Origin of the sequence: Sulfurospirillum diekertiae, assembly GCF_002309535.1 — a bacterium.
GTDB classification, from domain to species: domain Bacteria; phylum Campylobacterota; class Campylobacteria; order Campylobacterales; family Sulfurospirillaceae; genus Sulfurospirillum; species Sulfurospirillum diekertiae.
On record NZ_CP023275.1, the window covers coordinates 278,401 to 304,399 of the forward strand.

The following is a 25,999-nucleotide window of genomic DNA, read 5'->3' on the forward strand; positions in this document are numbered from 1 at the left end:
CTTCATTAAAGATTCTCTCAAAAGCACCTCACCCTTTTACATGTAATGATTTTTTGTTTATACTATTACTTTATAATAAACCTATTCCATTTAAAAGAGATCACATGACTAAAGAAAAACTGATTTCCGATACGAAAACCTTGCATCGCTTTATTCAGCTGCATTGCGATAAAAAGCATCAAGATGTTTCTAAAAAAAAAGGAGTCTTAGAAGTAAGTTTTAAAGAAGAGTCTTTATGTGAATTGCCATACCATATCTGTGAAGAGTGTGAAACATTGTTTGTTTATGGCTATGGAAAGCTTAAAAATTGTCCACATGAGCATAAACCAAGCTGTCGTAAGTGTCCTGATCCGTGTTATGAAAAACCGATGTGGAAAAAGATGGCACAAGTGATGAGTTACAGTGGTATGCAATTAGGTCTTACAAAACTGCGTAAACTTTTTTCCAAATAATGCTGCCGTATCTTAGCCATAAAGCGCACATGCAACGCGTGTATGGCGAAGCGCTTTTTAGTATCCCTGTCAATGTGGAGTTTGGCTGTCCTAACCGCGAACGCGATGGTAGTGGTGGCTGTTCCTTTTGTCCCGAACACGGTGCTCGCGCAGCTCAAATTGCGGATGCAAAGAGCGTGGAGGAGCAGATACAAAAAGCGCTCTCCTTTGCCAAAAGACGCTACAACGCTAAAGCGTTTGCACTTTACATTCAAGCCTATACCGGAACATTTGCTTCCCTTATCAAACAAAAAGAGACATATGAAAAACTGCTTGCTTTTTATCCCTTTCGCGCGTTACATGTAGGTACCAGACCTGATTGTTTGAGCGAATCGACACTGAGCTACTTAGCAGAACTGAATCAAAAAATTGATGTCGTAGTGGAATTGGGCGTGCAAACTTTACACGATGCGAGTTTAAAACGCATCAACCGAGGGCATGATGCCGCTTGTTCACTCGAAGCCATCAAACGGTTACATGTAAAAGGGTTGAAAGTCTATGCGCACCTTATTATCGGCTTGCCATATGAAACACCACAGATGTGGAAAGAGAGCGTGCAAGGATTGGTGAATGCAGGCATTGATGGCATTAAATTTCACAATCTGCACATCATTCAAAACACTGACTTGGCACGTGAGTTTTCGCACACTCCTTTTCCTCTTTTAAGTGAATACGAATACGCCGAAGCGCTGATTGAGCTGTTGCGTTATGTGCCCTCGCACATTCCTATTTTACGCCTTGCCACCGACACGCCTGAGCGTGAGCTGATCGCTCCCAAATGGCATATGGCCAAAGGGCAATTTGGTGAGTATGTGGCACAAACAATGCGTTACCGTGGCATCAAACAGGGCAACTTAGTTGAAAAAGAGCTCGAAGAAAGTGATGAAATACCACAGAAAATAAATTTAGAAGATGGAAGTACGACTTTATGGAATGAAATCTACCATGACTATTACCATCCTAAAGCAGGAGCAATCCGTCAAGCCCAAGAGCTCTTTCTGGCACACTCTAACCTTAAAGAACGTCTTGAAAAAAGTGATGTCAAACTTTTGGAGATCGGTTTTGGCATGGGGTACAACACCTTTTCTGCTGTGCAGTTAGCACAAACAGTGGCTCAAAACCGTTTACATGTAAAAGCCATCGACCAAGATCGTATGCTCTTACAAAAGGCTTCGGTTGTCATTTCGGATACTTTACATGTAAAGATGTTGGATGCTCTTTTTACATGTAAATGTTACGATGATGATTTTGCCAAAGTTGAGTTTCTAAATGCCGAAGCACGCTATGTATTGCGTCTTTTAGACGAGCAATTCGATGTCATCTTCCTCGATCCCTTTATCGAGAGCAATAACGCTTCGCTTGTCACCTTAGAATTTTTCCAACACCTGCGCAACCTTCTCAAACCGGATGGCGTTTTAGTCGCCTCAACCGCTTTACAGGTAAGCCAAGTGGGGCTTAACCTTGCTGGCTTTGATGTGATGGTCATCAAAGATGCCACGAGCGACATTCAAGGTGTTGTCGCCACACTTTCATCGTCACACATTTTACATGTAAAAGAGCCCTACCGTGATATCTACGGCATATATAACGATAAGCAAATCGAAACACTGCATCAAAAATCGTCTAACTAAATCCAAAATAAACTTCATAATTTACATAAAATTTACATAGGAGGACTAAGATAGTCATACTTAAATCTTAGATAAAGGATAAAAGATGACTCAAATGCTTAGCCGAAGAGGATTTTTAAAACTCTCTTCTACCGCTGCTGCAGTTGCTAGTCTCTCAAGCATCCCAGGAACACTGGGTGCAATGGAAGAGAGTCAAAAGCACTACAAAGGCAATGCCAAATTTACACCCAGTATTTGTGAGATGTGTACAAGTTCGTGTACCATTGAAGCACGCGTGGAAGATGGTAAAGGTGTATTTATTCGTGGCAATCCAGCTGATAAAGGAAGAGGCGGAAAAGTCTGTGCTCGTGGTGGTTCAGGGTTCAATCAACTTTACGATCCACAACGATTAGTCCATCCTATTATGCGTGTGGGTGAGCGTGGTGAAGGAAAGTGGAAAGTGGTCAGTTGGGACGAAGCTTACACTTTTATAGCCAAAAAATTGGATGAAATCAAACAAAAACATGGTGCACATACCGTAGCGTTTACGGCACGTAGTGGCTGGAATAAAACATGGTTCCATAATTTAGCACAAGCGTACGGTTCTCCAAATCTTTTCGGACATGAAGCAACCTGTCCATTGGCGTACGATTTGGCGATGGATGATATTTTTGAAAACGGTGTTAGCCGTGATTTTGCCAAAGCAAAATACATCATTAACCCAAGCCATAACGTCTTTGAAGGTATTGTTATCTCCTATGCACGTCAATATATGGAAGCGTTGGAACACGGTGCAAAAGTGATTTCACTCGATCCAAGACTTTCAACGATGGCTGCAAAAGCGAGCGAATGGCATCCGATTAGACCAGGCCATGACCTTCCGTTTGTCCTTGCTTTCATTCATACGCTCATTAACGAAAACCTTTACAATAAAAAATTCGTTGAGAAATACTGTGAAGGGTTTGATGAACTCAAAGCGTCTGTAGCTGAGTATACCCCTGAGAAAATGGCGTTGGAGTGTGATATATCTGCTGATACGATCAAACGCATGGCACGCGAATTTGCCAAAGCAGCACCCAAAGCGATTTTTGATTTCTGTCACAGAGTCACCTTGACACCTCAAGAGTTAGAACTTCGTCGTGCGATTATGATGTGTAACGTTTTAGTCGGTGCCGTAGAGCAAGAGGGTGGTTACTATCTGAACAAAGGTGCTGGTTTTTACAATAAATTTTTAGGCGAAGGCGATGCTAAAGCGCCGGTACTTAAAAAGCCAAAAATTCCTGCCTATCCAAAAGTAGAATTTCCAAGAATTGATCGTATTGGTGAAAAAGACAGTGAATTTTTCTTGGCCAAAAAAGGCAATGGCATCGTTACATTGATTCCTAAAGCGACGTTAGAAGATCTTCCAGGAGTTCCTTATCGACTTCATGGCTGGTTTATCGCACGTAACAATCCTGTTATGACACAAAGCAATACCGAAACAGTCATTAAAGCTATTAAAGCGATGGATTTGGTTGTGGTTATGGATATTCAAGTCTCTGATACAGCTTGGTATGCTGACATCGTCCTTCCTGATACTACTTACTTAGAGAGAGATGAAGAGTTCAATGCAGGTGGAGGCAAAAATCCAAGTTATGATGTCGGTCGACAAAAAGTGGTTGAGCCTATCGGCGAATCACGTCCTGGTTGGAGAGTTGCCAAAGAGTTAGCGGAAAAAATGGGTTTAAGTGCTTATTTCCCTTACAAAGACATTGAAGATTATCGTTTGCAACAAGTGGGTGATAATATCGATCTTTTGGCAAAACTTAAAGCAACAGGTATGGCAAGTTTTGGTGTGCCTCTTCTGCTTCAAGATAAAAAAAGTGTTGCAGAGTTTGTGAAAAAGTATCCGAGTGCGGCCAGCAAAGTGAATGAAGAAGGTACGATTGATTTCCCACATAAGATCAAGCTGTTTAGCCCAGAACTCGAAACGGTTTCTAAAAAAGGTGCTTTGAGCTACGAGCCTTATAAATACAAAGAAGCCGATGAACTCTATTTTATCAATGGAAAATCAGCGGTTCGTACCAACGGACATAATGGTAACAACCTTTGGCTCAATAATCTCTGTGATGATGCAAGCGTATGGATTCACCCTAAAACGGCGGAACGCCTTGGCATCAAAAATGGTGATAAAATCGAAGTCTCTAACAAATATGCGACACAAAAAGGCAAAGCGCTTGTCACCAAAGGCGTACGTGAAGATACCGTATTTGCTTACTTTGGGTTTGGTCACATCAGTAAAGAGCTTAAACGAGCTTATGGTAAAGGTGTTAACAGCAATACGCTTTATTCGCCTTTGGTATCGCCAAATTCAGGTATGAACCTGCATGTGGTTGGCGTCAAAGTCAAAAAAGCGTAAGGGGAGGAAAGAACAATGGCAAAAAAATATGGAATGATCCACGATAATAATCTTTGTATCGGTTGTCAAGCATGCAGTATCGCGTGCAGGTCTGAAAATGAAATACCCGAATCCGTGTACCGTTTACAGGTTTGGGTTAAAGAAGAAGAGTATCCAAATGGCACGCTTGGCTATGAGTATCACCGCCAATCCTGTGTTCAATGTGAAAATACTCCTTGTGTGGGTGTCTGCCCTACCAAAGCTTCACATATCACGGAAGAGGGCATTGTGTTAGTGGATGTTGATTTGTGTGTAGGTTGTTTGTACTGTGTTGCAGCATGCCCTTACCAAGCACGTTATGTCCATCCTGTGACCAAAGCACCTGATAAATGTACGTTCTGTCATGATACACGCTTGGCTCGTGGTGAAGAACCAGCCTGTGTAACTGTATGTCCAACAGACGCGCTTATTTTTGGTGACTTGAACGATCCAAAAAGTAAGATCAACCAAGCGCTATCATCTCGTGTCACGTACCGTGAAAAAGAAAAATTGGGAACGAACCCAAAAATGTTTATTGTACCTAACCATAAAGGAGGGATCAACTCATGAACCAAATCTGGGGCTCAATAGAGCAATATAACACAGTCGTATGGCATTGGCCGATTGCGGTCTATCTTTTCCTTGCAGGTCTCTCTGCGGGAGCGATTATTTCAGCGATCGTGATTAAATGGATGAAAGGCAATGATGTCTCTCCAAGCGATGGTATTATTAAAGCGGGTTCTATTTTAGCGCCGGTGACCATTGGTGCAGGTTTGCTCCTTTTGATTACCGATCTTACGCGTCCGCTTCATTTTTGGAAATTGTTAATTCACTATAACTTTGGCTCTGTGATGACACTGGGTGTTTTGGCACTGTTTGCATATTTTCCCGTTGTTATTCTCTTTTTCATGGGTGTCTTTAAAAAAGAGCTTTTTGAAACGGGACCACTTCAATTTTTAGCACCGCTTGCTAATCTTGCGTTGGCATACGCTAAATTGATCGAAAGTGTGACACTCATTTTAGCTGTAGGTGTTGGTGCCTATACCGGTTTCTTGCTTTCAGCAATGAACAGTTATCCCTTGTTTAATACCCCTGTTTTACCAGCACTTTTCTTGGTATCAGGTGTCTCAGCAGGTATTTCAGCCAATTTGGTTGTTGGACTTCTTTTCTTTAAGAGCAGTACCAAAGATGGCAACGTCAGTTACCTTCATGGGTTAGATGTCAAAGTGAGTTTTGTCGAACTTTTCTTCTTATTCATTCTTTTTGTAGGAATGTTTTACCAAGGAGGATCTGCTGCGCATGTCGCACATGCAGCGCTTAGTACCGGTGGGCTTTCAACACTGCTTTGGTTGGGTGTTATCGGTTTAGGGTTGGTGTTGCCTATTGGACTTAATTTTGCATTACCTCATGGGGTGAAACACTCTCATGGTTTTGTTATCTTCAATTCACTGATCGTTCTTATTGGTGTTATGTCACTTCGTTACTATATTCTCTACGCAGGTCAAGTCTTCGTAGGATAAATCTTCGTTACCCAATAACTCCCTCTCAGCGAGGGGGTTTTTCTTTTTAAATTAAATATGCAAAATTTGCATATTATGATAAAATAATCTTTTTATAAAAATTAGTACTATCAGGTAAATATTAGCTTACTTTACTAATAAGATTTAAAAAGAAGGCATTAATGTGAAGTCTATTAATTATAAATACGAGACACTTGAGGAATTAGAGAAGTTTTCTAGAGCAAACTTTAGTCCTAATGATCATCTCTTTATTCAACTTTTTTGTGGTGACTTTGACAAAATAAAAATTGCCTCTATTCTTCATTTTTTAAAATTGACTTTTCCCAAAAGTGTTATTGTTGGTAGTAGTACTGCTGGTGAGATTCAAGAGGGTCATATTCAAGATAATACTATTTTACTTGCATTTTGTTGGTTGGAAAAAAGTGTTGCCAAAGCCTATTATTTTGCCGATGTAAACTTTGAAAGTGGTCAAAAAGCGGCTACTTCCATTCTAAGTAAAGAGACAAAGGTGTGTATTGCGCTAGCGCATCCTTTTGGCATGGATGACAGTGAAGATTTTCTGAAAGGATTTAATAGTCTAAGAGCTGATATGCCTCTGTCTGGCGGAAATGCTGCTGATAAATTTTTATTTCAAAGTGCTTTTATTATTTGTGAGGATCAAATTTTAGAGCAAGGTATTGTGCTTGCAACATTAAGCGGTAAATCTTTACATGTAAACAGTGCGTATTCCCTTGGTTGGACGCAAATTGGTCAAGAACTGACGATTACTAAAGTCCATAAAGGGGCTCTTTATGAGGTTGATCATCAACCGATCCAAAAGATTTACCAACACTATTTAGGGAATGATATTTTGCACAATATCCCTAGCAGTGGTATGGAATTTCCTTTTATAAAAACGTGTGATGAAATAGAAGTATGTCGCTCATTGATTGGTTCTAATGAAGATGGTTCTTTGATCTTTTCAGGGCATTTAGATGAGGGGGAAAAGGTGCATTTTTCGATTGGAAATGTCGAAGAAATTATAGATAAAGCAGCGCACATACAAGAGCAGATCAATGAAAAACCTGTTGAAACCATTTTTGTCTATTCTTGTGCAGTTCGCAAACGATTTTTGCAAAAACAGCTCAATTACGAATTTGGACTTTTACAGCAAATTGCTCCAACATCTGGGTTTTTTACGTATGGTGAATTTTATCATTCCAAACATAAAAACCAACTCCTTAATGTCACGACTACTGTGTTGACATTGAGTGAATCAGACTATATTATCTCTCATCCTTTGGGTAAAAAACCAGACGTGGACGGCTCAACGCTTAAATCCTTAACCCATCTTGTCAATACAACCCAACATGAACTTGATGTCAATATGAATTTTCTTAATCAGTATAAAATGATTTTAGATGAGTGTTGCATTGTCTCTAAATCCGATATTGATGGATGTATTACGTATGCAAGTGAGCCTTTCTGTAAGGTTGTAGGGTATACGGAAGAGGAGTTGTTAGGGAAAACACATCGTATGTTTAGGCCAAGTGATGCTGATCCCGCTCTTTATGCAAATCTTTGGGAAACACTCAAACGTAAAGAGATATGGAAAGGAATTGTTAGGGTTGTTATTAAATCGGGTAATGTACATTATCTTCAAAATACCATTATGCCTATTTTTGATGAGGCAGGCAATACGTTGGAGTATCTTTGTGCTCATTTTGATATTACAGATTTAATTGTTAAAGAGCAGTTGATTGAACAGCATTTCAAAGATGAACTCACTGGTTTTGGAAACCGTGAAGCACTTTTTCACCGTCTTCGTTTAGATCACAACACAAAATTATTAATTTTACTCAATCTGATTGGTTTTTCGGAGATTAATGATTATTTAGGGTATGACGTAGGTGATGAGCTTTTAAAACAAATAGCTCATTTTTTAATGAAGAGTTTTAACAGTCATGCTGATGTTGTTTTTCGTATTAATGGTGATGAGTTTGCGGTTTTACTGACAAGTCAAGATATTAAAATGATCTCAACGGCTCGCGATAATATTAAGCAAATGATTCATAGCCTTGAAAAAAAAGTCTTTATAATCAAAGGCTATGAGGTGGTTGTTCGGATTAATGTTGGTGTAGCCAAAGGAAGTTCCGATGAGATTTATATGCAGTCCCACGTGGCACTGAAAGAGGCCAAAACACACAATCAAGCGGTCGTCTTTTATGAAGCTAACGAAATATTGAAAAACAAAACAAAGCATAATATTCAAATTATTCAAAAAATAAAAACGGCCATTGATCATGATTGCATTGTGCCCTTTTTTCAAGGTATTTATGACAACAAGCAACATAAAATTACTAAGTATGAAGTACTGATGCGGCTTCAAGAAGAGGATAGACATTATCTCAGCCCGTACTCCTTTTTAGATCAAGCTAAAAAGACACGGTTATATGGGAAACTTACGAAGATTATGATCAATAAGTCTTTTGAATACCTCAAAGATTTTAAGGTAGATTTTTCAATTAACCTTACGAAAGGCGATATTCTCTCGACTTCGGTGAAAGAGTGTTTGTATGACAATATCAAAAAATATCAGTGTGCCCATCGGGTCATTTTGGAGATCGTAGAGTCAGAAGGTATTGAAAATTTTAGCGAGATCACAGCATTTATTCGTGAAGTCAAACAGCTTGGGTGTCGCATTGCCATTGATGATTTTGGAACAGGTTACTCCAATTTTGCTTACTTGGTTAAATTGGAAGTGGATATAATTAAAATTGATGGTTCATTGATTAAAGACATTGATACGAATGAAATAAGTGCAATGACGGTAGAAACGATTATCTCTTTTGCACAAAAAATGGGTTATGAGATTGTGGCTGAATTTGTGGATCGAGAATCAATTCAAGAAAAACTTTTGAGTTTACATGTAGACTTTTCGCAAGGCTATCTCTTTAGCAAACCAAGTCCTATTATCTCCTCTTTTTAACATCCTTTTTGTAAACTACAAAAGAGGCATGAGCCACTAGCCTACCGATGATTACCTTCTGTAAAAAGAACGTCTTACTTCTTTAAAAAAGTCTCATTTTAAAGTCAAATTATCTTACAATAAAGTAAAACAATAAGAGAGTAAAGCGTGGATTACATTCAAGCCAGAAGAGACTTTTTAAAAGTTGCGACAACCAGCGCAACGGCGAGTGTTTTCTTGCCTGGAAGCTTAGGTGCACTTGGCGAAGTAGCCTTCAAAAGTGAAGATAAATTTATTCGTTCCATTTGTGAAATGTGCAGTAGCCGTTGCCCTATGGAAGCACGCGTGATTAATGGTAAAACTGTCTTGCTCCAAGGTAACGCTTTTGTAAAAGAGATGGGAACGAGTTTATGTGCCAAAGGCGTTGCAGGAGCCTCTCAGCTTTATGATCCCCAAAGACTTGTCACGCCATTGATTCGCGTAGGCAAACGGGGTGAAAATAAATGGAAAGAAGCCAGTTGGGAAGAGGCACTGAGCCTTATTGCCGGAAAGCTCAGTGCGCTTAAAGAGCGTTATGGTGCTCGTAGCGTAATCTTTTCTGCTAAAACAGGGGAGCAGTACGATCTTCTCTGCTCTTTTGCATCGGCATTTGGCTCGCCCAATATTTTTTCACATTGGAGTTCCTGTCCGATTGCGATTGAAAGTGCTTTTAAACAGACGTTCGGTGAAAAACTGCATCGTGATTTTGAAAATGCTACCTATATTTTGAATTTTGGACATAATCTTTTTGAGGGACTCGATATTCCTCTCACCAAAGCAATGGCACAATTTTCTGCCAATCCTTCTAAAAAATTGGTTGTTTTAGATCCTCGTTTTTCCATTATTGCGTCAAAAGCCAACGAATGGTATCCCATTAAGCCAGGAAGTGATTTAGCATTTGTTCTTTCTCTTTTACATGTATGGATTAGGGATGGCAAATACAATAAAAATTTTGTTGAGCAGTATACGATTGGTTTTGAAAAATTGGTACTCTCTGTGAAAGAAACAACACCTCAGTGGCAGCAGCCACTTACGGGCATTGATGCCAAAGTCGTTGAACGTCTTGCGGCAGAAATTTATGAAGCTTCTCCTAAATGCATTATTGATTGGGGGCATAAAGCAACCACTACTAAGGCAGAATATCAAAGAACCCGTGCTATTTTAATGGCCAATATTTTGATGGGTAATGTTGAAAAAGAGGGTGGAATTTACTTTGCAAAAACAGCTGAACGGGTTAATACTCTTGCTAAAGAAGACATTGTACCAGAACTGGATAATCCTTATCCAAGACCTTTGGTGAATGAGCAACGCATTGATCAAGCAGGTGAAATGGGAGCTTTGCGCTTTGTCTCAAAAAGGCATGGTTCTTTGACTGCCATTCCTGAAGCGATTATGACTCAAACGCCTTATGAGATAAAAGGATGGTTTCTAACCAGACATAACCCTTTAATGACGGTAGCAAATCCTCAAAAAATGAAAGAGGCAATGGAGCAGTTAGAGTTTATTGTCGTGAATGATATTTATCTCTCCGATACAGCGATGATGGCAGATGTGGTTTTACCTGAAGTAACCTATTTAGAGCGGGATGAAGGTATTAGTAAAAATGCGTCTAAAAGCCCTTATTATACAATGCGTAATCGTATCGTAGAGCCATTGCATCACAATAAAAGTGCTATAGAAATTATCCGTAATCTTGCAGAACGCATGGGGCTTGGAAGTTATTATCCATGGAAAAATGTTCCTGAACTACGAGTCTATCAAGCCAAAGGAAATGACGTTTTACTCGAAACCTTGCTTAAAAGAGGGGCTGCAACATTTGATGTACCTCCTCTTTTGGCACTTGAGCCCACGTTTGTGGAGCATTTTTGTGAGAGGTATCCTCAAAGTCGCATCTGGTTAGATAAGCAAGGCACGTTTAGTCATCTTCTCCAAAAGCTTAAAACACCTTCGGGTAAGATAGAAATTTATTGTGAAGAGGTTGAAAAATTATTTAAAGGATATGGCGTTCCAAGTAACGTAGATATGGATGTCAAACAAGGATTTCCCTATGTTTTAACCAGTGGGAAAAGTGCTGTTCATACCAATGGACACACGCAGAATATTCCTTATTTGCACATGTTGCTTTCAACAAATCCAATTTGGATGCATCCTTCCACAGCAAAAGTTCATGGACTTAAAATGGGTGATACCTTTTATCTTGAAAACGGTATTTCCAAAGAGAAGGCAACGGTCTTTATTACAGAAGGTATTCGCCCTGATACACTGTTTACGTACATGGGCTTTGGGCACGATGCTCCTGCTCTTAAGCGTACACATGGAAAAGGGATCAACTCTTCAAAGCTTTTATCGTTAGAGAGTGCCACACTTTGTGGGGCAATGATCACCAATGTTGGTGTCAACATTATCAAAATATAGGGGCATGTAATGGAAAAACAATACCGGCTTCTCTATGATGAAAACCTTTGTATTGGGTGTCAAGCGTGCAGTGTGGCTTGTCGCGTGGAACATAATGTTCCCGATGATTTTTACAGAGTGCAGGTACACATGCAAACGCTTGGGATATTCCCCAACCTTGGGATGCGTTATGAGAGGTTATCGTGTGTGATGTGTGAAAATCCTCCATGCGTTAGCGTTTGTCCGACACATGCTTCCTTCCAGAGTAAAGATGGGTTAGTCCATATTGATGAACGCGTTTGCATTACATGTAAATATTGCATCCTTGCATGCCCTTACCATGCACGGTTTGTTAATCCTTTAAAAAATGTAGTAGAAAAGTGTAATTTTTGTTATGATACACGTGTTTCTAAGGAGTTAAAGCCTGCATGCGTAACCACATGCCCTACAGAAGCTCTTAGTTTCGGGGACATGCGGCAAAAAAATTCTCTTGTGCATCAAAAATCGCAAAAAGAGGTACTGTTATTTCCCAAAGAACATCTGGGGACAAAGCCTAAAGTAGCGTTTATTCCGAGTCGTAAAGGGGTGAAGTCATGAGTCCGATGTGGGGAAGTGTAGAACAGTACAGCACGATTCATTGGTCATGGGCGATTGCAATTTACCTTTTTTTAGCAGGACTCAGTTCAGGTTCTATTATCGTCGCTTTATTAGTGAAATGGAACCGACATGAACGCAGTAACTCTTCTATTTGGGATGCAATGATTAAAGCAGGCGCTGTTGTAGCCCCTACCGCAATTTTTTTAGGCTTATTGCTTTTGGTGATCGATTTAGGTCGACCCCTTTCATTTTATTGGCTACTCCTTCGTTATAATGTGACATCGGTTATGAGCTTAGGGGTGCTTTTTTTGCTTATTTATACACCGATTGTCATTGTTTTTATGTTGCTTGTTTTTGAACGAAGTGTTATTAGACATCCCATTTTAGCTCCTTTAGAAGGGCTGATTAATCTGGTTAAGAGTTTTCATTCATATGCCAAAGTCATTGAGTATTTTCTTTTTGTGGCTGCTCTTTGTGTGGGTTCATATACGGGATTTTTACTATCAGCTCTGTATGCTATTCCTTTGTGGAATAGTCCACTTTTACCTGTTATATTTCTCACCTCTAGCCTCTCTTCGGGTGTTGCCGTCAATATTCTTGTTGGGTTGCTTTTTTTTAAAAGTGCTCTTAATACGGAGAGTATCAAGTATCTTCTTGTGCTTGATACCAGAGTTATTTTAACGGAATTACCTCTTTTAGCACTCTTTTTTATCGGGTTGTTTTATGCAGGCGGCGATGCTCCAACTGCTGCAAAAGCGGCACTTACAGAGGGTTTTTGGGCAGGTATCTTTTGGTTAGGTGTTATTGGTGTGGGGCTAGGACTTCCTTTGATAACGGTCATTATAGCGCTTAAGAGCCATGTCTATCGTGTCGGTTACATTGTGACAAATTCTATGGTGGTTGTTTTAGGTGTTTTAATGCTTCGATATTACATCATTTATGCTGGACAAATTTATTTTGGTTAAGGAAAAGGTATGAAGATTTTACTCTTAGAAGATGACTATAACTACAATGAGAGCATTAAAGAGTATTTAGAGCTCTTAGGGTATGAAGTCGATGCCTTTTTTGATGGGGAGAGTGCTTTAGATGCGATTATGCAGAAGTGCTATTATCTCTTTTTACTGGATGTAAAAGTGCCGAAGCTGAATGGGCATGAGTTGATTAAATACATCAAAGAGGCAAATATTACGACGCCTATTATCATCATGACGTCATTGGTAGATATTGATAACATGGAAATTGGGTATCAGCTTGGCTGTAATGACTACCTTAAAAAACCGTTTGAGCTGAAAGAGCTTGAACTGCGGGTAAAAGAGCTGATTAAAAAGCATTATCAAACAAGCACCGCAGGGGAATTTAGGCTGAGTTGTGGATGTGTTTTTAATTTTGAATCGGGTGAGCTTAAAAAAAAGGATACAACAGTTTCTCTTACCTCAAAAGAGCTTGATTTGGTGCGCTTTTTAATTCGCCGTAAAAATACATTTTGTGACATTGAACTCATTCGTGAAAATGTGTGGGAAGGTAAAGAAATTAGTTATGCGGATATTCGTATGTATATTAGAAAAATAAGGCTCAAAGTCGATGAAGAAGAGTTTATCAAATCATCTCGTGGGTTAGGATATCGCATCGATATTCTCTCTTAATCCCTTTCGTTCGATTTTAGTCTATACACTTATTGTTATGGCGCTGTTTTGTGTGCCCAGTTACTTTGCAATTCAAAGTACCATTATGGAAGAGAAGTATAAAGCAACGCAAGAGATTTTAGAGTGGGTCGATGCCCATGAAAAGAGTATTTTTGAAAAAGAGCGCTTTGAAATTCCAAGAAGTGTGCGCTTTCATATTAATATTTATGATGAAACACAGCAACTCCTTTACAAAGGTATTCAAGCACATCTTACTCATAGCAATTTTAAAGTACATGTTGTTTATCCTTTTTTATATTATCAAAAAGAGATTCAAAAAGGGAGTGATGTTTTTTACCTTGTCGTAGAGCTTCAGCTTAACTATGCCAAAATTATTTTTATCGCAACGATGCTTTTTTTTATTGTACTTTTTTTAGTCTATCTGATGAGCAATATTTTTGTTCATTCCAGTATTTATCCTTATAAAAAGATGCAACGTTATATGAATGACTTTTTTAATGATTCAATGCATGAACTCAAAACACCTCTAGGGGTTATTAATATTAATGTGGAGTTACTTTCAAGTTATGTGACGTCTTCTAAACATTTGCAACGTATTAAAGCAGCTACAAAACAGATGCAAATGACGTATGAAGATGTGGAGTATTATATTAAGCATAAAAAAGTAACGTACAATAAAGAACCTGTTAATCTTTCTGAGTATTTAAATGCGCGTATTGCTTTTTTTGAAGATATTTCTGTTGCGAAGTCGATCCGTTTGGAGCATGACGTTATGCCAAATCTGATGATCTATATCAGCAAAGTAGAACTTCAGCGCATCATTGACAATACCCTCTCTAATGCCATTAAATACTCTTTTTTTCAAGGTAAAGTAGAGATCAAACTCTATCTAAAAGATGAAGAACAGTGTGTCCTCAGTTTTCAGGATTATGGTCAGGGCATTAAAGATCTTTATAAAGTCTTTCAGCGTTTTGAGCGCGAAGATTCTGTTCAAGGTGGCTTTGGGTTAGGGCTTAATATTGTACAAAATATTTGTAATAAAAATGACATTGACATTAACATCGAATCGTATGAAAACAAGGGTTCATGTTTTACCTATATCTTTAAACTTGATAAAAAGAAGCTTTTAGATGGTGTGGATGATGCCGAAATAAAGGGTGAACAATGAAAGAAAAACGGTTTTTTCTCAGTGCTGCACTGATGCTCTTTTTTGGGCTTATTATTCTCTTCTTATACAATAAATCAATTTCGTATGAAGAGGAAGAGACGCTTAAAAAACAGATGGATGCACTTTTGTTGACGTTGCATAATAAAATTGCGGAGACAACCAAGGTTTCACTGGCAAGTTCGGTGATTTTAGCGAAAAGTCCCAATGTTGTTACTTGCTTAAGTGAACAAAATCGAGAGGACTGTTTACAGTATCTGCTTGAAATTAGAGATAGTATGGCACTGGCAGAGATTTTTGATAATGCAAGAATACATCTCCATACCAAAGATTTTAAAAGCTTTATTCGCCTTTGGGATTATAATAACCATAACAATGACGATCTAAGTACGTTTCGCCATGCACTCGAAAAAATAAAGCTGAGCAAACACCCGATGCAAGGTGTTGAAATTGGGCGACATGGTATGTTTATGCGCGCCATCGCTCCTGTTTTTAAAAAAGATGAGTATGTGGGAACCATTGAAACGGTTGTTGATTTTAAAGATTTAAATGCGTATTTTAAAAAAGATGGTGTGGAGTTTTATGTATTGATGAAAAATGAGTATTTATCGATTGCAAATGCGGCATCTTACGGGGAAAAGCTGATGCTCGATAACTATACGATTGTCAACCAAGAAGCCAATGGACTAAATTTTATCAAAGAGATTAATTTTCAAGGTACAGGTTATCTCAAAAAGGGAGATAATTATGTTCTTTATACACCCATTGTCGATATTAACGGTGAACATATAGGCTTTTTCGTGTTGACATGGAGCGAGAGCTTATCTCTGGCATCTTTTAAAGGATAAGGTTTTTACGGGCCTCATTGCGAATACGATCCATGCCCATGTAAAACTCTTTCATCATGACTAAAAAGAGGTAGTCACCATAGTCTGTAGTAGTGATATTCTCTTTGTTCTCTTTGATTGCTTTGGCAAATTTAAGGAGCATGAGCTCTTTACCTAGTGCAGTATTGATAGATTGACCAAACATAGCCGTAAATTTTTTCTTAGAGAGGGTACCATTGAAAAGATCAACCATTAAACGATAATACATCTGTGAGTTGGCTGGAAATGTTCGCTCTTTCGTAATAGCCGAAGCTTTTTCTTGAATAAGCGTTGCATACTTATCCAAAGCAAATTCGTTGAGGTAAAGGGTATCTTTTAGAAAACTAAAAGAGCCTGAGCCGACACCGACATATTCTTCATTGTCGATAATATATTCATCAATAATCAAATCGCTTTCTTTTGAAAACGACCAACCATGGCGTGCAGGATAGAGCTCTTTGAGTGACTTTTTAATAGTGCTAAAAAAGGTAAATTCATTCTCAAGACTGAATTCACCCAGTGTTTTTTTCACGCTATTTTTCACCAATGAGGAGGTCATTAGTGGATAAACGCTGGTTTGCTCTGGAGAGAGCTTTTTAAGTGTCTCCAGGTCGTGAATGAGTCCTTTTTGTGTTTGCGTAGGGAAATTGAAAATGAGATCCACGCTGGTGATGGGCAAAATTCCCAGCATGGATGCAATCTTCGCGTACACCTCTTCTCCTGAACCAAACTTCTCATAACGCCCCAATTTCTTTAAAAGGGTATCATCAAAGGTTTGAACACCCACAGAGAGACGATCGACTAAGCCATCCAACTGGAGTACGGTTTTTGGGTTGATATGGTTAGGATCACTCTCACATGAAACATGCTCAATGGAGAAGAGTTTTCGAACCAACTCAATCGTTGTAATCAACTCTTCTTCATCAATCAACGGTGTACCTCCACCTATGACTAAATAGTTAAAATCATATCCCAACTCTTTTACATGTAAAATCTCTTCACGTAAATGTCGGTAGTATATGAGGGCAGCTTCTTTGGTATAGGTGAATTTATTAAAAGAGCAGTACGGACAAAACATTGTGCAAAAAGGAACATGAATATAAAGAAGATACTTTTTATTTTCAGGAGGAGGTGGTAATCCTAAAGAGGGTTTTTCAACATGTAAATAGTGCTTTGTATATTGGCTCATAAAATAGCTTGTTGCCGTGGTGATCATTTTCGATTGACGGGATTGCATAATAATCCTTATTTGTTTTTTCTTACTAAAATGTATAAAAAATTATAGTGGTTCTGCGTGACATTGAGCATGTGATTTGTGTACGGTGTTGCAAAACAGATGGTTTGATCTGCAACTATTTGGTGATGATAGATTTTCATCATGCCTCTCCTCACTAAATTAATAAAGATATTATAGGCTTATGAGCGTAATTTTTATGTAAACAAATGGTTACACAAAATAACAATATTCAAAACTATGTTGAAATATTACTGATAAAAAAGGAGAGAATCAGGGGGATTGTTTCACGATAAGTTCACTATTTAGACTATAATACGCTTTATTTACTATAGATGGAGAGTGACAATGAAATTACAAAGGCTTTTTTTAATGGGAATCGGTGTTTTGATAAGCGCATCTTCCCTCTTTGCCGCAGATTTTGATTGGATGGTAAGTCTTAATATGCGCTCCCACGAGGATCCTTATGGCTATCGCTATAGCTTAGTGGATCGTTTTGGTGTTCGAGAGCCAGATGTTATGGTGATTTTATCAAGTGTTTATGATCCTGCTGATGCCTATATGATCTTTCGTCTTGCCGAGTTAACAGGACGACCACCAGAGTATATTTTACGAGTGTATCATGAAAGAAGACATCGCGGTTGGGGTGATATTGCCTATTTTCTTGGTATCAGACCAGATGCGGTTGAATATATAGAACTTCGTGAGCGATATGATACGCGTTATATTTACCATCCTCGGGGACATTATGAAGATCGTCGTGACATGCCTGTTCGCAGAGTCTATGTAGAGCCAAGGCATTATGAGCGTCAACCTGAGCCACAACATTATGAACACCAGCCAGAACATAGAGATTATGATAGAAATGAACGAAAAGACCACAATTCACAACACCGAGATAAAGGCGATGACGATCGTAGAGATGATGGGCGAGATAGACGTTAAACAATAGACCAAAGGAGTAAGCAATGAAATATAAAAGTATTTTATTAGCAACGGTCAGTTTTATACTTGTAAGTAGCTCAACGTTGATAGCAGCTGATTTTGATTGGATGGCAAGTTTAAATATGCGATCCAATTCAGATCCTTATGGCTATCAAGCAGGACTTGCTTCACGTTTTGGTATGCCAGAATCACAATTAAGCCTCATTCTAAACAGTGTTGGTGCACCTGCGGATGCGTATATGGTGCTTCGTCTCTCCGAATTATCGGGACGACCCCATGAAGAGGTACTCAGATACTATCAAGCTAACAAACATAAAGGCTGGGGTGTCATGGCAAAAGATCTTGGTATCAAACCAGGTTCAAGCGAGTTTAAAGCGCTCAAAGCGGGTCATGATATACGTGATTTTGATGATAGACGTGATGATCGTGACCGTGGTGACCAAGATCACGGTAAAGATAAAGATCATGGTAAAAAAGGTCACTAGTCTTTTCAGCTTTAAAGCAATGTATAGCTGAGTTCAATTTGAAATGTCATCATAGAAGTGAAGAGATCTTCGCTTAAAAGAAACGGGAAGCTTTTTTGAACAGCCTCTTCCGTAGCCTTATAGAAGATCTTTTTACCCTCTAATATTGTAAATGAAAGTAACTCTCCTTTGGGAGAGATTGTAAATTCTACCATGACTCTTCCCTCAATATGGCTATTTTGAGCAATCTTTGGATAGGTTTTATGTTCATTGATACGCTTTTTTAGGTTTTCCAAATACTCTTTTTGTTTTACATGTAAAGCCTCTTGATGGCTTATTTCTGAAGTCGTTGCTTCCGCTTTTATCTCTTCATTGAGCGTTAGTTTTTCTAGAGTGGGTTGTTCACTTTCTTGCGAAACTATCATTTGCTCTTGAACACTATGCTGACGTTCTAGAACTTTAGGCTCTTTTTTGAGGACATTTTTTTGAGGAGTTTTCAAAAGAGGCCTAGTCGGCACTGGGGGTATGGGCGTTGGAAGTACTTTAGACTCTTCTTTTTGTGCTTCATAAAGGGTAATTGCCATCACCTCTTTCGACACATCAGGAGATGAGGGCTTGTGTATCAAAAAAGCATGGTGCATCAATGCAAATCCGCCTAAGAGGTACACGATTAAGGTCACTGTAAAAGCGTGAATGTAGCGTTTCATTGTTTGGTTAAAATCCCAATTTGTGTGTAATGATGCTGCTTTAAAAGATCCATGAGTTTCACAAAAGGCTCAAAAGAAGCATGTTTGTCGCAATTAATCATAATGGGAGTTTGCTCATTAAACTCTAAAAGCTCACGCTCAAGAGAGCCCTCCTCAACGACTTTGTCATTGAAAAAGAATTTTTCTTCTTGCGTAATGGTAACAATAAGCTCTTTTTGCTCGTTCAAAGGTTTGGCAGAACTTGCTTGTGCCAAATCCACAGGAATAATGCCCTTTGCCACAAACGTTGCTGTGGTGAGTACAATGACAAGCAAAACCAACATAATGTCGATAAAGGGCACGACATTGATCGTTTCAAAGCGACGTATTTTCATCGGTTCCACTTTGCTTTGCAATATCCCAGCACATCAGGATTTTCTCAATTTTACGCACCAAATGGTTGTAAAAAAAGATCGCTGGAATAGCAACTACAAGACCCATCGCGGTTGCTTTGAGCGCCAATGCCAAAGAAGACATGATCGTCTTAACGTCAATCTGCCCACTTTGACCCATGGTATAAAACGTGATAATAATACCACACACCGTACCTAAAAGACCGATGTAGGGGGCATTTGAGCCGAATGTTGAGAGAATATGGACGTGATTGGTCACATCCATTTCTAATTTTTCTTTACAGGCATAGTGCGAGATTTTTAAAGCTCGGTAAAATAAAAGTCGCTCGACCCAAAAAAAGAGTGTGATAAAACTCATAAAACCTAGTAATCCAATGACACCATAGTCCACAATTTCCTGCAACAGTGCGATAGAGATCATTCCCATCATATAGGATCCTTATAAAATTTTGAAATAAAATTATTATAAGGAAGTATGAAATTAGTGTTAAATGAAAATAGAAACAAAATTTCAAGAGGGATTATTTCAAAATATGGGGACAATCGGCTATAATTACATGTAAAAACACTAAAGGAAATTTTGATGCAAACTTATGCATGTGGACATATTAATCCGGATTCTGATTCTGTCGTATCAGCTATTGCTCTTTCATATCTCAAAACACAGCTCGGTGAGCCTTGTACCCCTGCGCGCCAAGGTGAAATCAGTCCTGAAACAGAGTTTATTTTAAAAACATTTGGATTTGAAAAGCCTCTTTTAAAAAATGATTTTTCAGGCGATAATCTTTACATCACCGATTATTCTGATCTTGCGCAAGCGCCACACAATCTGAAAGAGACCAATATTTTAGGGATTGTCGATCACCATAAACTAGGAGATATTACTACAACGACACCCCTTGAGTGTTGGATTAGACCTGTTGGCTGTACCAATACGATTGTCAAAGAGATGTATGATCATTATAAAATCGATATTCCAAAAAACATTGCAGGCGCAATGATGTTGGCCATTTTAAGTGACACCGTTTTATTTAAATCCCCAACGTGTACCAAAGTGGATACCAAAGCTGTCAAAGAGTTAGCCAAAATTGCAGGAATAGAAGATTTTAAAGCGCTTGGTATGGAGATGTTTTTGGTCAAATCTGCTGTGATTGGGGCAAGCCCACGTGCCCTTTTATTGCGTGATTATAAAGACTTTGAAATGGGTGGTCATAAAATCGGGATTGGTCAACTTGAAGTGGTAGATCTTAAAGTCTTTGATGGCATGAAAGAAGCCCTATTTGCTGATATGAAAGCGTACAAAGAAGAGGGCGGACGCCATACGGTAATGTTACTTTTAACCGACATTATGATTGAAGGTTCTCAATTTTTAGTCGTGAGCGATGATGAAAGTGTGGTTGAAAAAGCGATGAATACAAAACTTGTGAATCATGAAATGTGGGTCGATGGTGTATTGAGTCGTAAAAAACAGGTTATTCCTGTCATGGAAAAGCAGTTCTAAAAGCTGTTGTGTGAAAAAAGGTACTCTTAAAAGACGTTATCTCATTCAAAATCCTAAAGAAGTGATTGTACATCTTGCAACCACTTCTTCTTACAAACAAGCAATACATCAACTCTACCTTGAAAATCACCCTCGTCACACGGATCATTTTGGTGTTTTAACGTTTCAATTTAGCGCGCTAGATCAAATAAATGCTTTTGAAACAGATGCAAAGTTGCATATTATCAAAAATGTGAGTGACGATAAACGCTATAAAAATCGTTACCTTTCACTGTTTGGATTACCGCTTAACTATGATTTCTCGCTTCATGAGGTGTTTAAAAAGTGCGAGATGATTGGTCTAAAAGAGCTTGATTTTTCCTTTTCTCATGGTATGAGTACCCAAAAAGTGCTGAAAGTCCTTCTGTATAGAGAAGTCCAGTTTTTGGAATATGAGGTCGTGTTGTTATTAGATGATGATGCAAAAGCACTTAAAAATCTTTCTAAAATTGCTGAAAATATACGCTATATTTTAGGAATTGGCAGTGTTGTTTTTGATAGTGCTCTAATTCAGTGCTTACAAAAAGCTTTTGAAGTATTTTTGCATCATGATAGAGAAAAACTACTTCAATTTGTACAAAGTCCACATTATAAGACGTTACTATTAGATATACGCTTTTTCTTACACGAACAAAGCGGTTTTTATTTGCTTCCTAAAAGTGAAATGCCTCTTCTTTTCTTTGTGAAAAAGCATCTTAAAAAAGAAGAATTTCGTATTGCAAAAAGGCTTAAGAGGGCACTTTATTAACATTTCGTTTGAAGTGAAGAGGTACTATTTTAATAATAATTTGGGATATTGCGGTACAATAGCGCACCCATTTTCTACAAAGGATAAACAATGAAAAAAACGACATTACATGTAGGTATCGCTCTTAGTGCAGCGTTAATTTTAATGAGTGGGTGTGCAACATCCGAGCTTCAGACGAGCGCACGAATGACACAGAGTGTTTTTATTAACCCTGTGGCCAAAGATAAACGAACCATTTTTGTTTCGACTAAAAATACCAGTGGTGCTCCCATTAATTTAGAAAATAGAATTATCCAAGCACTTTATGCTAAAGGATATACCATCGTAGATGATCCTGAGATGGCAACGTATGTTTTGATGACAAACATCTTGTTCTGTAATAAAAAGAGCGAAAATAATGTGGCAACAGGTGCTTTGATGGGTGGTGCTGCGGGTGCTATTGCTAATTCTGGCAGTAACGGTCGAAGTATGGCAGCTGCAGGTCTTGGTGGTGCCGTTGTGGGTGGACTGATTGGAAAAGCAACCGAAGATACGATCTTCCAAATGCAAGTGGACATTGTGATTCGTGAAAAAGCCAAAGGTAAAGTTATGGCGAGTACAGGTACTACGGGTGGACAAGCTGGCATTCGTGATGGACAAAAATCAGGTACTATGAACAGCTTCGGCGGTCCAATTCGCGATGCAGATGCGAGTGGAAAAATGTACAGCAATACCTACTCATCTAGTTCACAATCATATGAGAGTGATTATATAGAGCATAAAACAATGATGTTTGCGGAAGCCACTAAAATGAATCTCACCTTGTATGAAGCAACCCCAATCTTAGAAGATAAAATTGCACAACAAGTCGCAGGACTGTTTTAACACTAACATTTTACACGCCCCAAAAGCAAAGCTCTTGGGGCTACGTTACACTAGGTACTGAAGCTAGCCTCTTGCGAGGCAGAAATAGAATGTTTTGATGCTACGATACTATGAATACTTAAGTTCGCCGATTTTGGCAAAATATTTTACATGTAGGAATTGTTTTGGAGAATAACGACAACAAGCAACAAAAAATTGTTCAGATGTTTAATGAGATCGCAGGAACGTATGATACTGCCAACCGCGTTTTAAGTATGGGCATAGATATTCAATGGCGTAAAACGGCATGTGATGAAACGTTTGCACGCTATACTAAGCCAATAGACCTTATCGTGGATGTTGCCTGTGGAACAGGCGATATGATGGGTTATTGGGCAAAGCAAGCCAAAAAAGCAGGGCGAAACATCGGCAAAATTTTAGGTGTTGATCCTTCCACCGGTATGACGGATGTGGGCAAGCAAAAGTTTCCCGAGTTTGAGTTTGTGATCTCTGAAGCAACTGAAATTCCTCTGCCAAATGAAAGTGCAGACATCTTAAGCATTAGCTATGGTATTCGCAATGTTGTACGTCGTCAAGAAGCGTTTAGTGAGTTTGCGCGTGTTGTGAAACAAGGCGGGTATGTCGTTATTTTGGAATTTACTAAAGATGAGAAAAAAGGCATTTTCTTTGCTCTCAAGGATTTCTATCTCAACAAAGTGCTTCCTATTTTAGGAGGAATTATCTCTAAAAATAAAGCAGCGTATGAGTATCTCCCCAATTCGATTGAAGGCTTTTTAACCCCTTCCATGCTTCAAAAAGAGCTTGATATCGCAGGGTTTGAAACGGAATTTATCAAAAGCTTTTCGATGGATATTTCAACCTTGGTCATCGCTAAAAAACGCTAATGAGCCAAACACTTAGTGTTTCAAGTTTAAACAATCAAATCAAGTCTCTGCTGGAAACTACCTTTTTACATGTAAGTGTGGAAGGTGAGGTTTCCAGACCCACCTATCACAGCTCAGGACATCTCTACTTTACCCTCAAAGATGCTGACTCTTCTATCTCTTGTGTGATGTTTAAAGGCAATACGAGAACCTTAAAATTCCAAGTGGAAGAGGGCATGGCAGTGGTCGTTCATGGTTCCATTTCGGTTTTTTCACCACGTGGAACGTATCAGATTAACTGTACGATGATGGAGCCTGCAGGCAGTGGTGCTTTGGCAAAAGCCTATGAACAGCTTAAAGTTAAACTAGGAGCGAAAGGTTACTTTGAAGCAGAGCACAAAAAGTCCTTGCCTCGTTTCGTGAGCCATATTGCATTGGTGACTTCAGGTACGGGAGCTGCACTTCAAGATATGCTTCGTGTGGCGACGAAGCGTTGGCCGTTGGTAAAAATCACTCTGCTTGATACCCTCGTTCAAGGTGAAAGTGCAAAGTTCTCCATTGCTAAAAATATTGCACGTGCTGACGCTCTTGTGGCTGATGTCATTATCGTGGGACGAGGCGGTGGAAGTGTGGAAGATTTGTGGGCATTTAATGAAGAGATCGTAGCCGATGCCATCTTTACATGTAAAACACCGGTGGTCTCAGCCGTTGGGCATGAGATAGACTATGTCATCAGTGATTTTGTAGCCGATTTAAGAGCACCAACCCCTTCTGCGGCTATGGAAATGGTATTGCCAGACAGTGTGGAAATGCTTCAACATATTGATGGTTTAATGGAACACTATAGTCTTGTTTTTGGGCGAATATTGCGTTCTAAAGAGGAGAATTTAACACAGCTCACACGCCTTTTTGCCAAACGCTCCATTGATGAAAAACTTTCTTTGTGGAAAAATGAAATTGGGATTTTACAGAGTCAATATAACGATAAAATAGCACTGCTTTACCGTGAAAAATCACGACAGGTTACTCTACTCCAAGAGCAAATTTATTTTCAAACCAGACAAAATTTGGCTAAGAAAGAGCAACTCCTCTCCTCCTATACGATTGCCCTAAATTCGAAAGAACCCACACGCGAACAAAAAGAGTGTTATGCACAGGTCGTTCAAAAAGGCAAAAAAATCGCCCTTGAAAAGATAGCTGAGGGTGAAATTTTTGAGCTTCAAACACCGCATACTATTTTAAAAGCCAAAGCATTAGAAAAAAAAGCCCTCAATTAGGAGTCAGCAATGCGTTCTTTGACAGTATTAATCTTAGCGGTTTTCTCTTTGTACGCAGATGTTTCATCACGTGTTATTGATGTTCCAACCCGTGAGCGTGTTAGTGAGCGTCTTTTAATTTTAACTCCAGAAGTCCCAAAAGCCGTTGTTGTTTTATTCGCAGGTGGGCATGGTGGACTTCAACTCTCGGATGATGGAAAATTTGGTTGGGGCGAGGGTAACTTTTTAATGCGTACGCGTGAGCTTTTTGCAAAAGCGGGATTGATGGTCGTGATTGTCGATGCTCCAAGTGATCGTCAACGTGAGCCTTACCTGAATGGTTTTCGCCAAACTAAAGAACATGTACACGATATAAGCACTATTCTTACTTGGATAAAAACACAAACAACTGCACCCATTTGGCTTGTGGGGACAAGTCGAGGTACACAATCGGTTGCGTACGTAGCGACGGAAAATCCAAGCGATATTAGCGGAATTGTGCTGACTTCATCTATTTTATACGATGCTAAAAGTGATGCCGTACCTGAAATGAAACTTGAAAAACTTCAAATGCCTGTATTGGTGGTACACCATAAAGAGGATGGCTGTTCTCACTGCTCGTTTGATCTCATCCCTTCGTTAATGAATAAATTGACCTCGACCTCTGCCAAAGAGCTTTTAGTCATTGAAGGTGGACAAACCAAAGGCGATCCTTGCAATGCCTTTGGACATCATGGTTTTAATGGTGTGGAACAAGAAGTAGTAGCTCAAATTGCTCATTGGGTTATAGCCCATTAGAGATGATGTTGCTCTTTGAATGTTTCTGCTTCATGAATTGCTTTGACAATTTTATCTGAAAGAATAGGAAGCTCATTGTATTTAACCCAAAGCGTATCTTCAACAATATCGTGAATTTCACCCGCAATTTCAACAGCCAGACGTTTCAATCTTGCTAACTCTTTTTTGAGCTCTTTTTCATCCATAAGTTCCATCTCCTTGTGTTATATTTTTGTTACAGTTGCAAGGAGTATTCCTTGTGGAGCAAGCGTCTATTGAAGCCAAATTTAAAAAGAGTAAAGATTATCAAAGATAACGTATTAAAATTCAGGTTTATTGAATTATTTGACAAGTACAATTAAGACAACATGAACGAAAAATAAGCATATTAATTTTTAATAAGGAGCCTTTTATTAAGACTCAAAAAACTCTAAAGTTTTATCTTCTCTATTTTTTTATTTTTTTAATTACCCCTATATTGCTTTTTTCAGAAACGACTTCTATCTCTCCCACAATGGCTT

Annotated in this window: 26 protein-coding genes; 20 read left to right on the forward strand and 6 right to left on the reverse strand. The window is 38.9% G+C overall.

Translation table 11 applies throughout. The features are described from left to right. Positions 1-104: 104 nt before the first annotated feature. The 12 genes from SJPD1_RS01505 (at position 105) to SJPD1_RS01560 (ending at position 15,670) form a co-directional block, all read left to right on the forward strand. Positions 105-452 carry a nitrous oxide-stimulated promoter family protein gene (locus tag SJPD1_RS01505; RefSeq protein WP_096045655.1) on the forward strand — a complete coding sequence of 116 codons (348 nt, stop codon included), beginning with the start codon at positions 105-107 and terminating at the stop codon, positions 450-452. Between the two features lie 29 nt (positions 453-481). Then, the gene (gene mnmL / locus SJPD1_RS01510) at positions 482-2,122 is read left to right on the forward strand and encodes a tRNA modification radical SAM protein MnmL/YtqA (RefSeq protein WP_226372220.1); all 1,641 of its coding nucleotides are present in this window, start codon (positions 482-484) and stop codon (positions 2,120-2,122) included. An 85-nt stretch (positions 2,123-2,207) separates the two neighbouring features. Then, entirely contained in the window at positions 2,208-4,499 is a 2,292-nt protein-coding gene (phsA, locus tag SJPD1_RS01515) for a thiosulfate reductase PhsA (protein WP_096045657.1), read from the forward strand. A 15-nt stretch (positions 4,500-4,514) separates the two neighbouring features. After that, a complete protein-coding gene (locus tag SJPD1_RS01520) occupies positions 4,515-5,087 on the forward strand; it encodes a 4Fe-4S dicluster domain-containing protein (protein WP_096045658.1) in 573 nt (190 codons plus the stop codon). Then, on the forward strand, positions 5,084-6,037 hold the full coding sequence (nrfD, locus tag SJPD1_RS01525) for an NrfD/PsrC family molybdoenzyme membrane anchor subunit (RefSeq protein WP_096045659.1): 954 nt from the start codon (positions 5,084-5,086) through the stop codon (positions 6,035-6,037). Before SJPD1_RS01520 ends, nrfD (SJPD1_RS01525) begins: the two co-directional genes overlap by 4 nt. 163 nt (positions 6,038-6,200) lie before the next feature. Continuing rightward, complete coding sequence (locus tag SJPD1_RS01530) at positions 6,201-9,005, forward strand: EAL domain-containing protein (protein ID WP_096045660.1); 2,805 nt, start codon at positions 6,201-6,203, stop codon at positions 9,003-9,005. A gap of 147 nt (positions 9,006-9,152) precedes the next feature. Next, positions 9,153-11,438, forward strand: coding sequence for a thiosulfate reductase PhsA (gene phsA / locus SJPD1_RS01535; RefSeq protein WP_096045661.1), 2,286 nt, complete (start codon positions 9,153-9,155; stop codon positions 11,436-11,438). Between the two features lie 9 nt (positions 11,439-11,447). Further along, complete coding sequence (locus tag SJPD1_RS01540; RefSeq protein WP_096045662.1) at positions 11,448-12,014, forward strand: 4Fe-4S dicluster domain-containing protein; 567 nt, start codon at positions 11,448-11,450, stop codon at positions 12,012-12,014. Next, positions 12,011-12,979, forward strand: a complete 969-nt coding sequence (gene nrfD / locus SJPD1_RS01545) for an NrfD/PsrC family molybdoenzyme membrane anchor subunit (RefSeq protein WP_096045663.1) — start codon at positions 12,011-12,013, stop codon at positions 12,977-12,979. The genes SJPD1_RS01540 and nrfD (SJPD1_RS01545) overlap by 4 nt, the downstream gene beginning before the upstream one ends. Positions 12,980-12,988: 9 nt before the next feature. Continuing rightward, the gene (locus SJPD1_RS01550) at positions 12,989-13,657 is read left to right on the forward strand and encodes a response regulator transcription factor (protein WP_096045664.1); all 669 of its coding nucleotides are present in this window, start codon (positions 12,989-12,991) and stop codon (positions 13,655-13,657) included. A gap of 52 nt (positions 13,658-13,709) precedes the next feature. Next, entirely contained in the window at positions 13,710-14,825 is a 1,116-nt protein-coding gene (locus tag SJPD1_RS01555; protein ID WP_226372221.1) for a sensor histidine kinase, read from the forward strand. After that, positions 14,822-15,670: a cache domain-containing protein gene (locus SJPD1_RS01560; protein ID WP_096045666.1), complete on the forward strand. Its 849-nt coding sequence runs from the start codon at positions 14,822-14,824 to the stop codon at positions 15,668-15,670. The genes SJPD1_RS01555 and SJPD1_RS01560 overlap by 4 nt, the downstream gene beginning before the upstream one ends. On the opposite strand, the gene SJPD1_RS01565 is transcribed toward SJPD1_RS01560, so the two are convergent. Both SJPD1_RS01565 and SJPD1_RS14820 read right to left on the reverse strand, forming a co-directional pair. Continuing rightward, complete coding sequence (locus SJPD1_RS01565) at positions 15,660-16,925, reverse strand: coproporphyrinogen III oxidase family protein (RefSeq protein WP_096045667.1); 1,266 nt, start codon at positions 16,923-16,925, stop codon at positions 15,660-15,662. The two genes, SJPD1_RS01560 and SJPD1_RS01565, sit on opposite strands and share 11 nt — an antisense overlap. Positions 16,926-16,933: 8 nt before the next feature. Further along, the gene (locus tag SJPD1_RS14820) at positions 16,934-17,068 is read right to left on the reverse strand and encodes a hypothetical protein (protein WP_256376040.1); all 135 of its coding nucleotides are present in this window, start codon (positions 17,066-17,068) and stop codon (positions 16,934-16,936) included. 202 nt (positions 17,069-17,270) lie between these two features. On the opposite strand from SJPD1_RS14820, the gene SJPD1_RS01570 reads away from it, so the two are divergent. Further along, the gene (locus SJPD1_RS01570) at positions 17,271-17,867 is read left to right on the forward strand and encodes a hypothetical protein (protein WP_096045668.1); all 597 of its coding nucleotides are present in this window, start codon (positions 17,271-17,273) and stop codon (positions 17,865-17,867) included. 23 nt (positions 17,868-17,890) lie between these two features. Further along, entirely contained in the window at positions 17,891-18,352 is a 462-nt protein-coding gene (locus SJPD1_RS01575) for a hypothetical protein (RefSeq protein ID WP_096045669.1), read from the forward strand. 11 nt (positions 18,353-18,363) lie between these two features. Here the strand turns inward: SJPD1_RS01575 and SJPD1_RS01580 are convergent, their stop codons facing one another. From SJPD1_RS01580 to exbB, 3 genes are read right to left on the reverse strand one after another with little or no spacing between them, the layout of a single operon-like run. Beyond that, a complete protein-coding gene (locus SJPD1_RS01580; protein WP_096045670.1) occupies positions 18,364-19,038 on the reverse strand; it encodes a TonB family protein in 675 nt (224 codons plus the stop codon). Then, positions 19,035-19,412, reverse strand: a complete 378-nt coding sequence (locus SJPD1_RS01585) for an ExbD/TolR family protein (protein WP_096045671.1) — start codon at positions 19,410-19,412, stop codon at positions 19,035-19,037. Before SJPD1_RS01585 ends, SJPD1_RS01580 begins: the two co-directional genes overlap by 4 nt. Then, positions 19,393-19,860: a TonB-system energizer ExbB gene (gene exbB, locus SJPD1_RS01590; RefSeq protein ID WP_338055389.1), complete on the reverse strand. Its 468-nt coding sequence runs from the start codon at positions 19,858-19,860 to the stop codon at positions 19,393-19,395. The genes SJPD1_RS01585 and exbB overlap by 20 nt, the downstream gene beginning before the upstream one ends. A gap of 153 nt (positions 19,861-20,013) precedes the next feature. Between exbB and SJPD1_RS01595 the strand changes: the two genes are divergently transcribed. The 6 genes from SJPD1_RS01595 to SJPD1_RS01620 all read left to right on the forward strand — a co-directional run bounded on the left by SJPD1_RS01595 (position 20,014) and on the right by SJPD1_RS01620 (position 25,499). Then, positions 20,014-20,931: a manganese-dependent inorganic pyrophosphatase gene (locus SJPD1_RS01595; protein WP_096045672.1), complete on the forward strand. Its 918-nt coding sequence runs from the start codon at positions 20,014-20,016 to the stop codon at positions 20,929-20,931. A 10-nt stretch (positions 20,932-20,941) separates the two neighbouring features. Then, complete coding sequence (locus tag SJPD1_RS01600) at positions 20,942-21,718, forward strand: hypothetical protein (RefSeq protein WP_096045673.1); 777 nt, start codon at positions 20,942-20,944, stop codon at positions 21,716-21,718. 90 nt (positions 21,719-21,808) lie between these two features. Beyond that, the gene (traT, locus tag SJPD1_RS01605) at positions 21,809-22,582 is read left to right on the forward strand and encodes a complement resistance protein TraT (RefSeq protein WP_096045674.1); all 774 of its coding nucleotides are present in this window, start codon (positions 21,809-21,811) and stop codon (positions 22,580-22,582) included. A 203-nt stretch (positions 22,583-22,785) separates the two neighbouring features. After that, complete coding sequence (gene ubiE / locus SJPD1_RS01610) at positions 22,786-23,466, forward strand: bifunctional demethylmenaquinone methyltransferase/2-methoxy-6-polyprenyl-1,4-benzoquinol methylase UbiE (protein ID WP_245391478.1); 681 nt, start codon at positions 22,786-22,788, stop codon at positions 23,464-23,466. Next, positions 23,466-24,722, forward strand: coding sequence for an exodeoxyribonuclease VII large subunit (xseA, locus tag SJPD1_RS01615; RefSeq protein ID WP_096045676.1), 1,257 nt, complete (start codon positions 23,466-23,468; stop codon positions 24,720-24,722). Before ubiE ends, xseA begins: the two co-directional genes overlap by 1 nt. A gap of 9 nt (positions 24,723-24,731) precedes the next feature. Continuing rightward, positions 24,732-25,499: an alpha/beta hydrolase gene (locus SJPD1_RS01620; protein ID WP_096045677.1), complete on the forward strand. Its 768-nt coding sequence runs from the start codon at positions 24,732-24,734 to the stop codon at positions 25,497-25,499. Here SJPD1_RS01620 and SJPD1_RS01625 read toward each other — a convergent pair. Beyond that, positions 25,496-25,684 carry a CCE_0567 family metalloprotein gene (locus SJPD1_RS01625; protein WP_096045678.1) on the reverse strand — a complete coding sequence of 63 codons (189 nt, stop codon included), beginning with the start codon at positions 25,682-25,684 and terminating at the stop codon, positions 25,496-25,498. The two genes, SJPD1_RS01620 and SJPD1_RS01625, sit on opposite strands and share 4 nt — an antisense overlap. Positions 25,685-25,999: the final 315 nt, after the last annotated feature.

What these genes read in the sequence shown, in the direction of transcription:
- SJPD1_RS01575 (WP_096045669.1), top strand. Translation starts at nt 17,891, where the DNA reads ATGAAATATAAAAGTATTTTATTAGCAACGGTCAGTTTTATACTTGTA.
- SJPD1_RS01625 (WP_096045678.1), bottom strand. Translation starts at nt 25,684, where the DNA reads ATGGATGAAAAAGAGCTCAAAAAAGAGTTAGCAAGATTGAAACGTCTG.
- nrfD (WP_096045659.1), top strand. Translation starts at nt 5,084, where the DNA reads ATGAACCAAATCTGGGGCTCAATAGAGCAATATAACACAGTCGTATGG.
- SJPD1_RS01505 (WP_096045655.1), top strand. Translation starts at nt 105, where the DNA reads ATGACTAAAGAAAAACTGATTTCCGATACGAAAACCTTGCATCGCTTT.
- traT (WP_096045674.1), top strand. Translation starts at nt 21,809, where the DNA reads ATGAAAAAAACGACATTACATGTAGGTATCGCTCTTAGTGCAGCGTTA.
- SJPD1_RS01565 (WP_096045667.1), bottom strand. Translation starts at nt 16,925, where the DNA reads ATGCAATCCCGTCAATCGAAAATGATCACCACGGCAACAAGCTATTTT.
- nrfD (WP_096045663.1), top strand. Translation starts at nt 12,011, where the DNA reads ATGAGTCCGATGTGGGGAAGTGTAGAACAGTACAGCACGATTCATTGG.
- xseA (WP_096045676.1), top strand. Translation starts at nt 23,466, where the DNA reads ATGAGCCAAACACTTAGTGTTTCAAGTTTAAACAATCAAATCAAGTCT.
- SJPD1_RS01570 (WP_096045668.1), top strand. Translation starts at nt 17,271, where the DNA reads ATGAAATTACAAAGGCTTTTTTTAATGGGAATCGGTGTTTTGATAAGC.
- SJPD1_RS01520 (WP_096045658.1), top strand. Translation starts at nt 4,515, where the DNA reads ATGGCAAAAAAATATGGAATGATCCACGATAATAATCTTTGTATCGGT.
- ubiE (WP_245391478.1), top strand. Translation starts at nt 22,786, where the DNA reads ATGTTTAATGAGATCGCAGGAACGTATGATACTGCCAACCGCGTTTTA.
- SJPD1_RS01550 (WP_096045664.1), top strand. Translation starts at nt 12,989, where the DNA reads ATGAAGATTTTACTCTTAGAAGATGACTATAACTACAATGAGAGCATT.
- SJPD1_RS01620 (WP_096045677.1), top strand. Translation starts at nt 24,732, where the DNA reads ATGCGTTCTTTGACAGTATTAATCTTAGCGGTTTTCTCTTTGTACGCA.
- SJPD1_RS14820 (WP_256376040.1), bottom strand. Translation starts at nt 17,068, where the DNA reads ATGATGAAAATCTATCATCACCAAATAGTTGCAGATCAAACCATCTGT.
- SJPD1_RS01540 (WP_096045662.1), top strand. Translation starts at nt 11,448, where the DNA reads ATGGAAAAACAATACCGGCTTCTCTATGATGAAAACCTTTGTATTGGG.
- SJPD1_RS01560 (WP_096045666.1), top strand. Translation starts at nt 14,822, where the DNA reads ATGAAAGAAAAACGGTTTTTTCTCAGTGCTGCACTGATGCTCTTTTTT.
- phsA (WP_096045657.1), top strand. Translation starts at nt 2,208, where the DNA reads ATGACTCAAATGCTTAGCCGAAGAGGATTTTTAAAACTCTCTTCTACC.
- mnmL (WP_226372220.1), top strand. Translation starts at nt 482, where the DNA reads ATGCAACGCGTGTATGGCGAAGCGCTTTTTAGTATCCCTGTCAATGTG.
- SJPD1_RS01585 (WP_096045671.1), bottom strand. Translation starts at nt 19,412, where the DNA reads ATGAAAATACGTCGCTTTGAAACGATCAATGTCGTGCCCTTTATCGAC.
- SJPD1_RS01580 (WP_096045670.1), bottom strand. Translation starts at nt 19,038, where the DNA reads ATGAAACGCTACATTCACGCTTTTACAGTGACCTTAATCGTGTACCTC.
- exbB (WP_338055389.1), bottom strand. Translation starts at nt 19,860, where the DNA reads ATGATGGGAATGATCTCTATCGCACTGTTGCAGGAAATTGTGGACTAT.
- SJPD1_RS01595 (WP_096045672.1), top strand. Translation starts at nt 20,014, where the DNA reads ATGCAAACTTATGCATGTGGACATATTAATCCGGATTCTGATTCTGTC.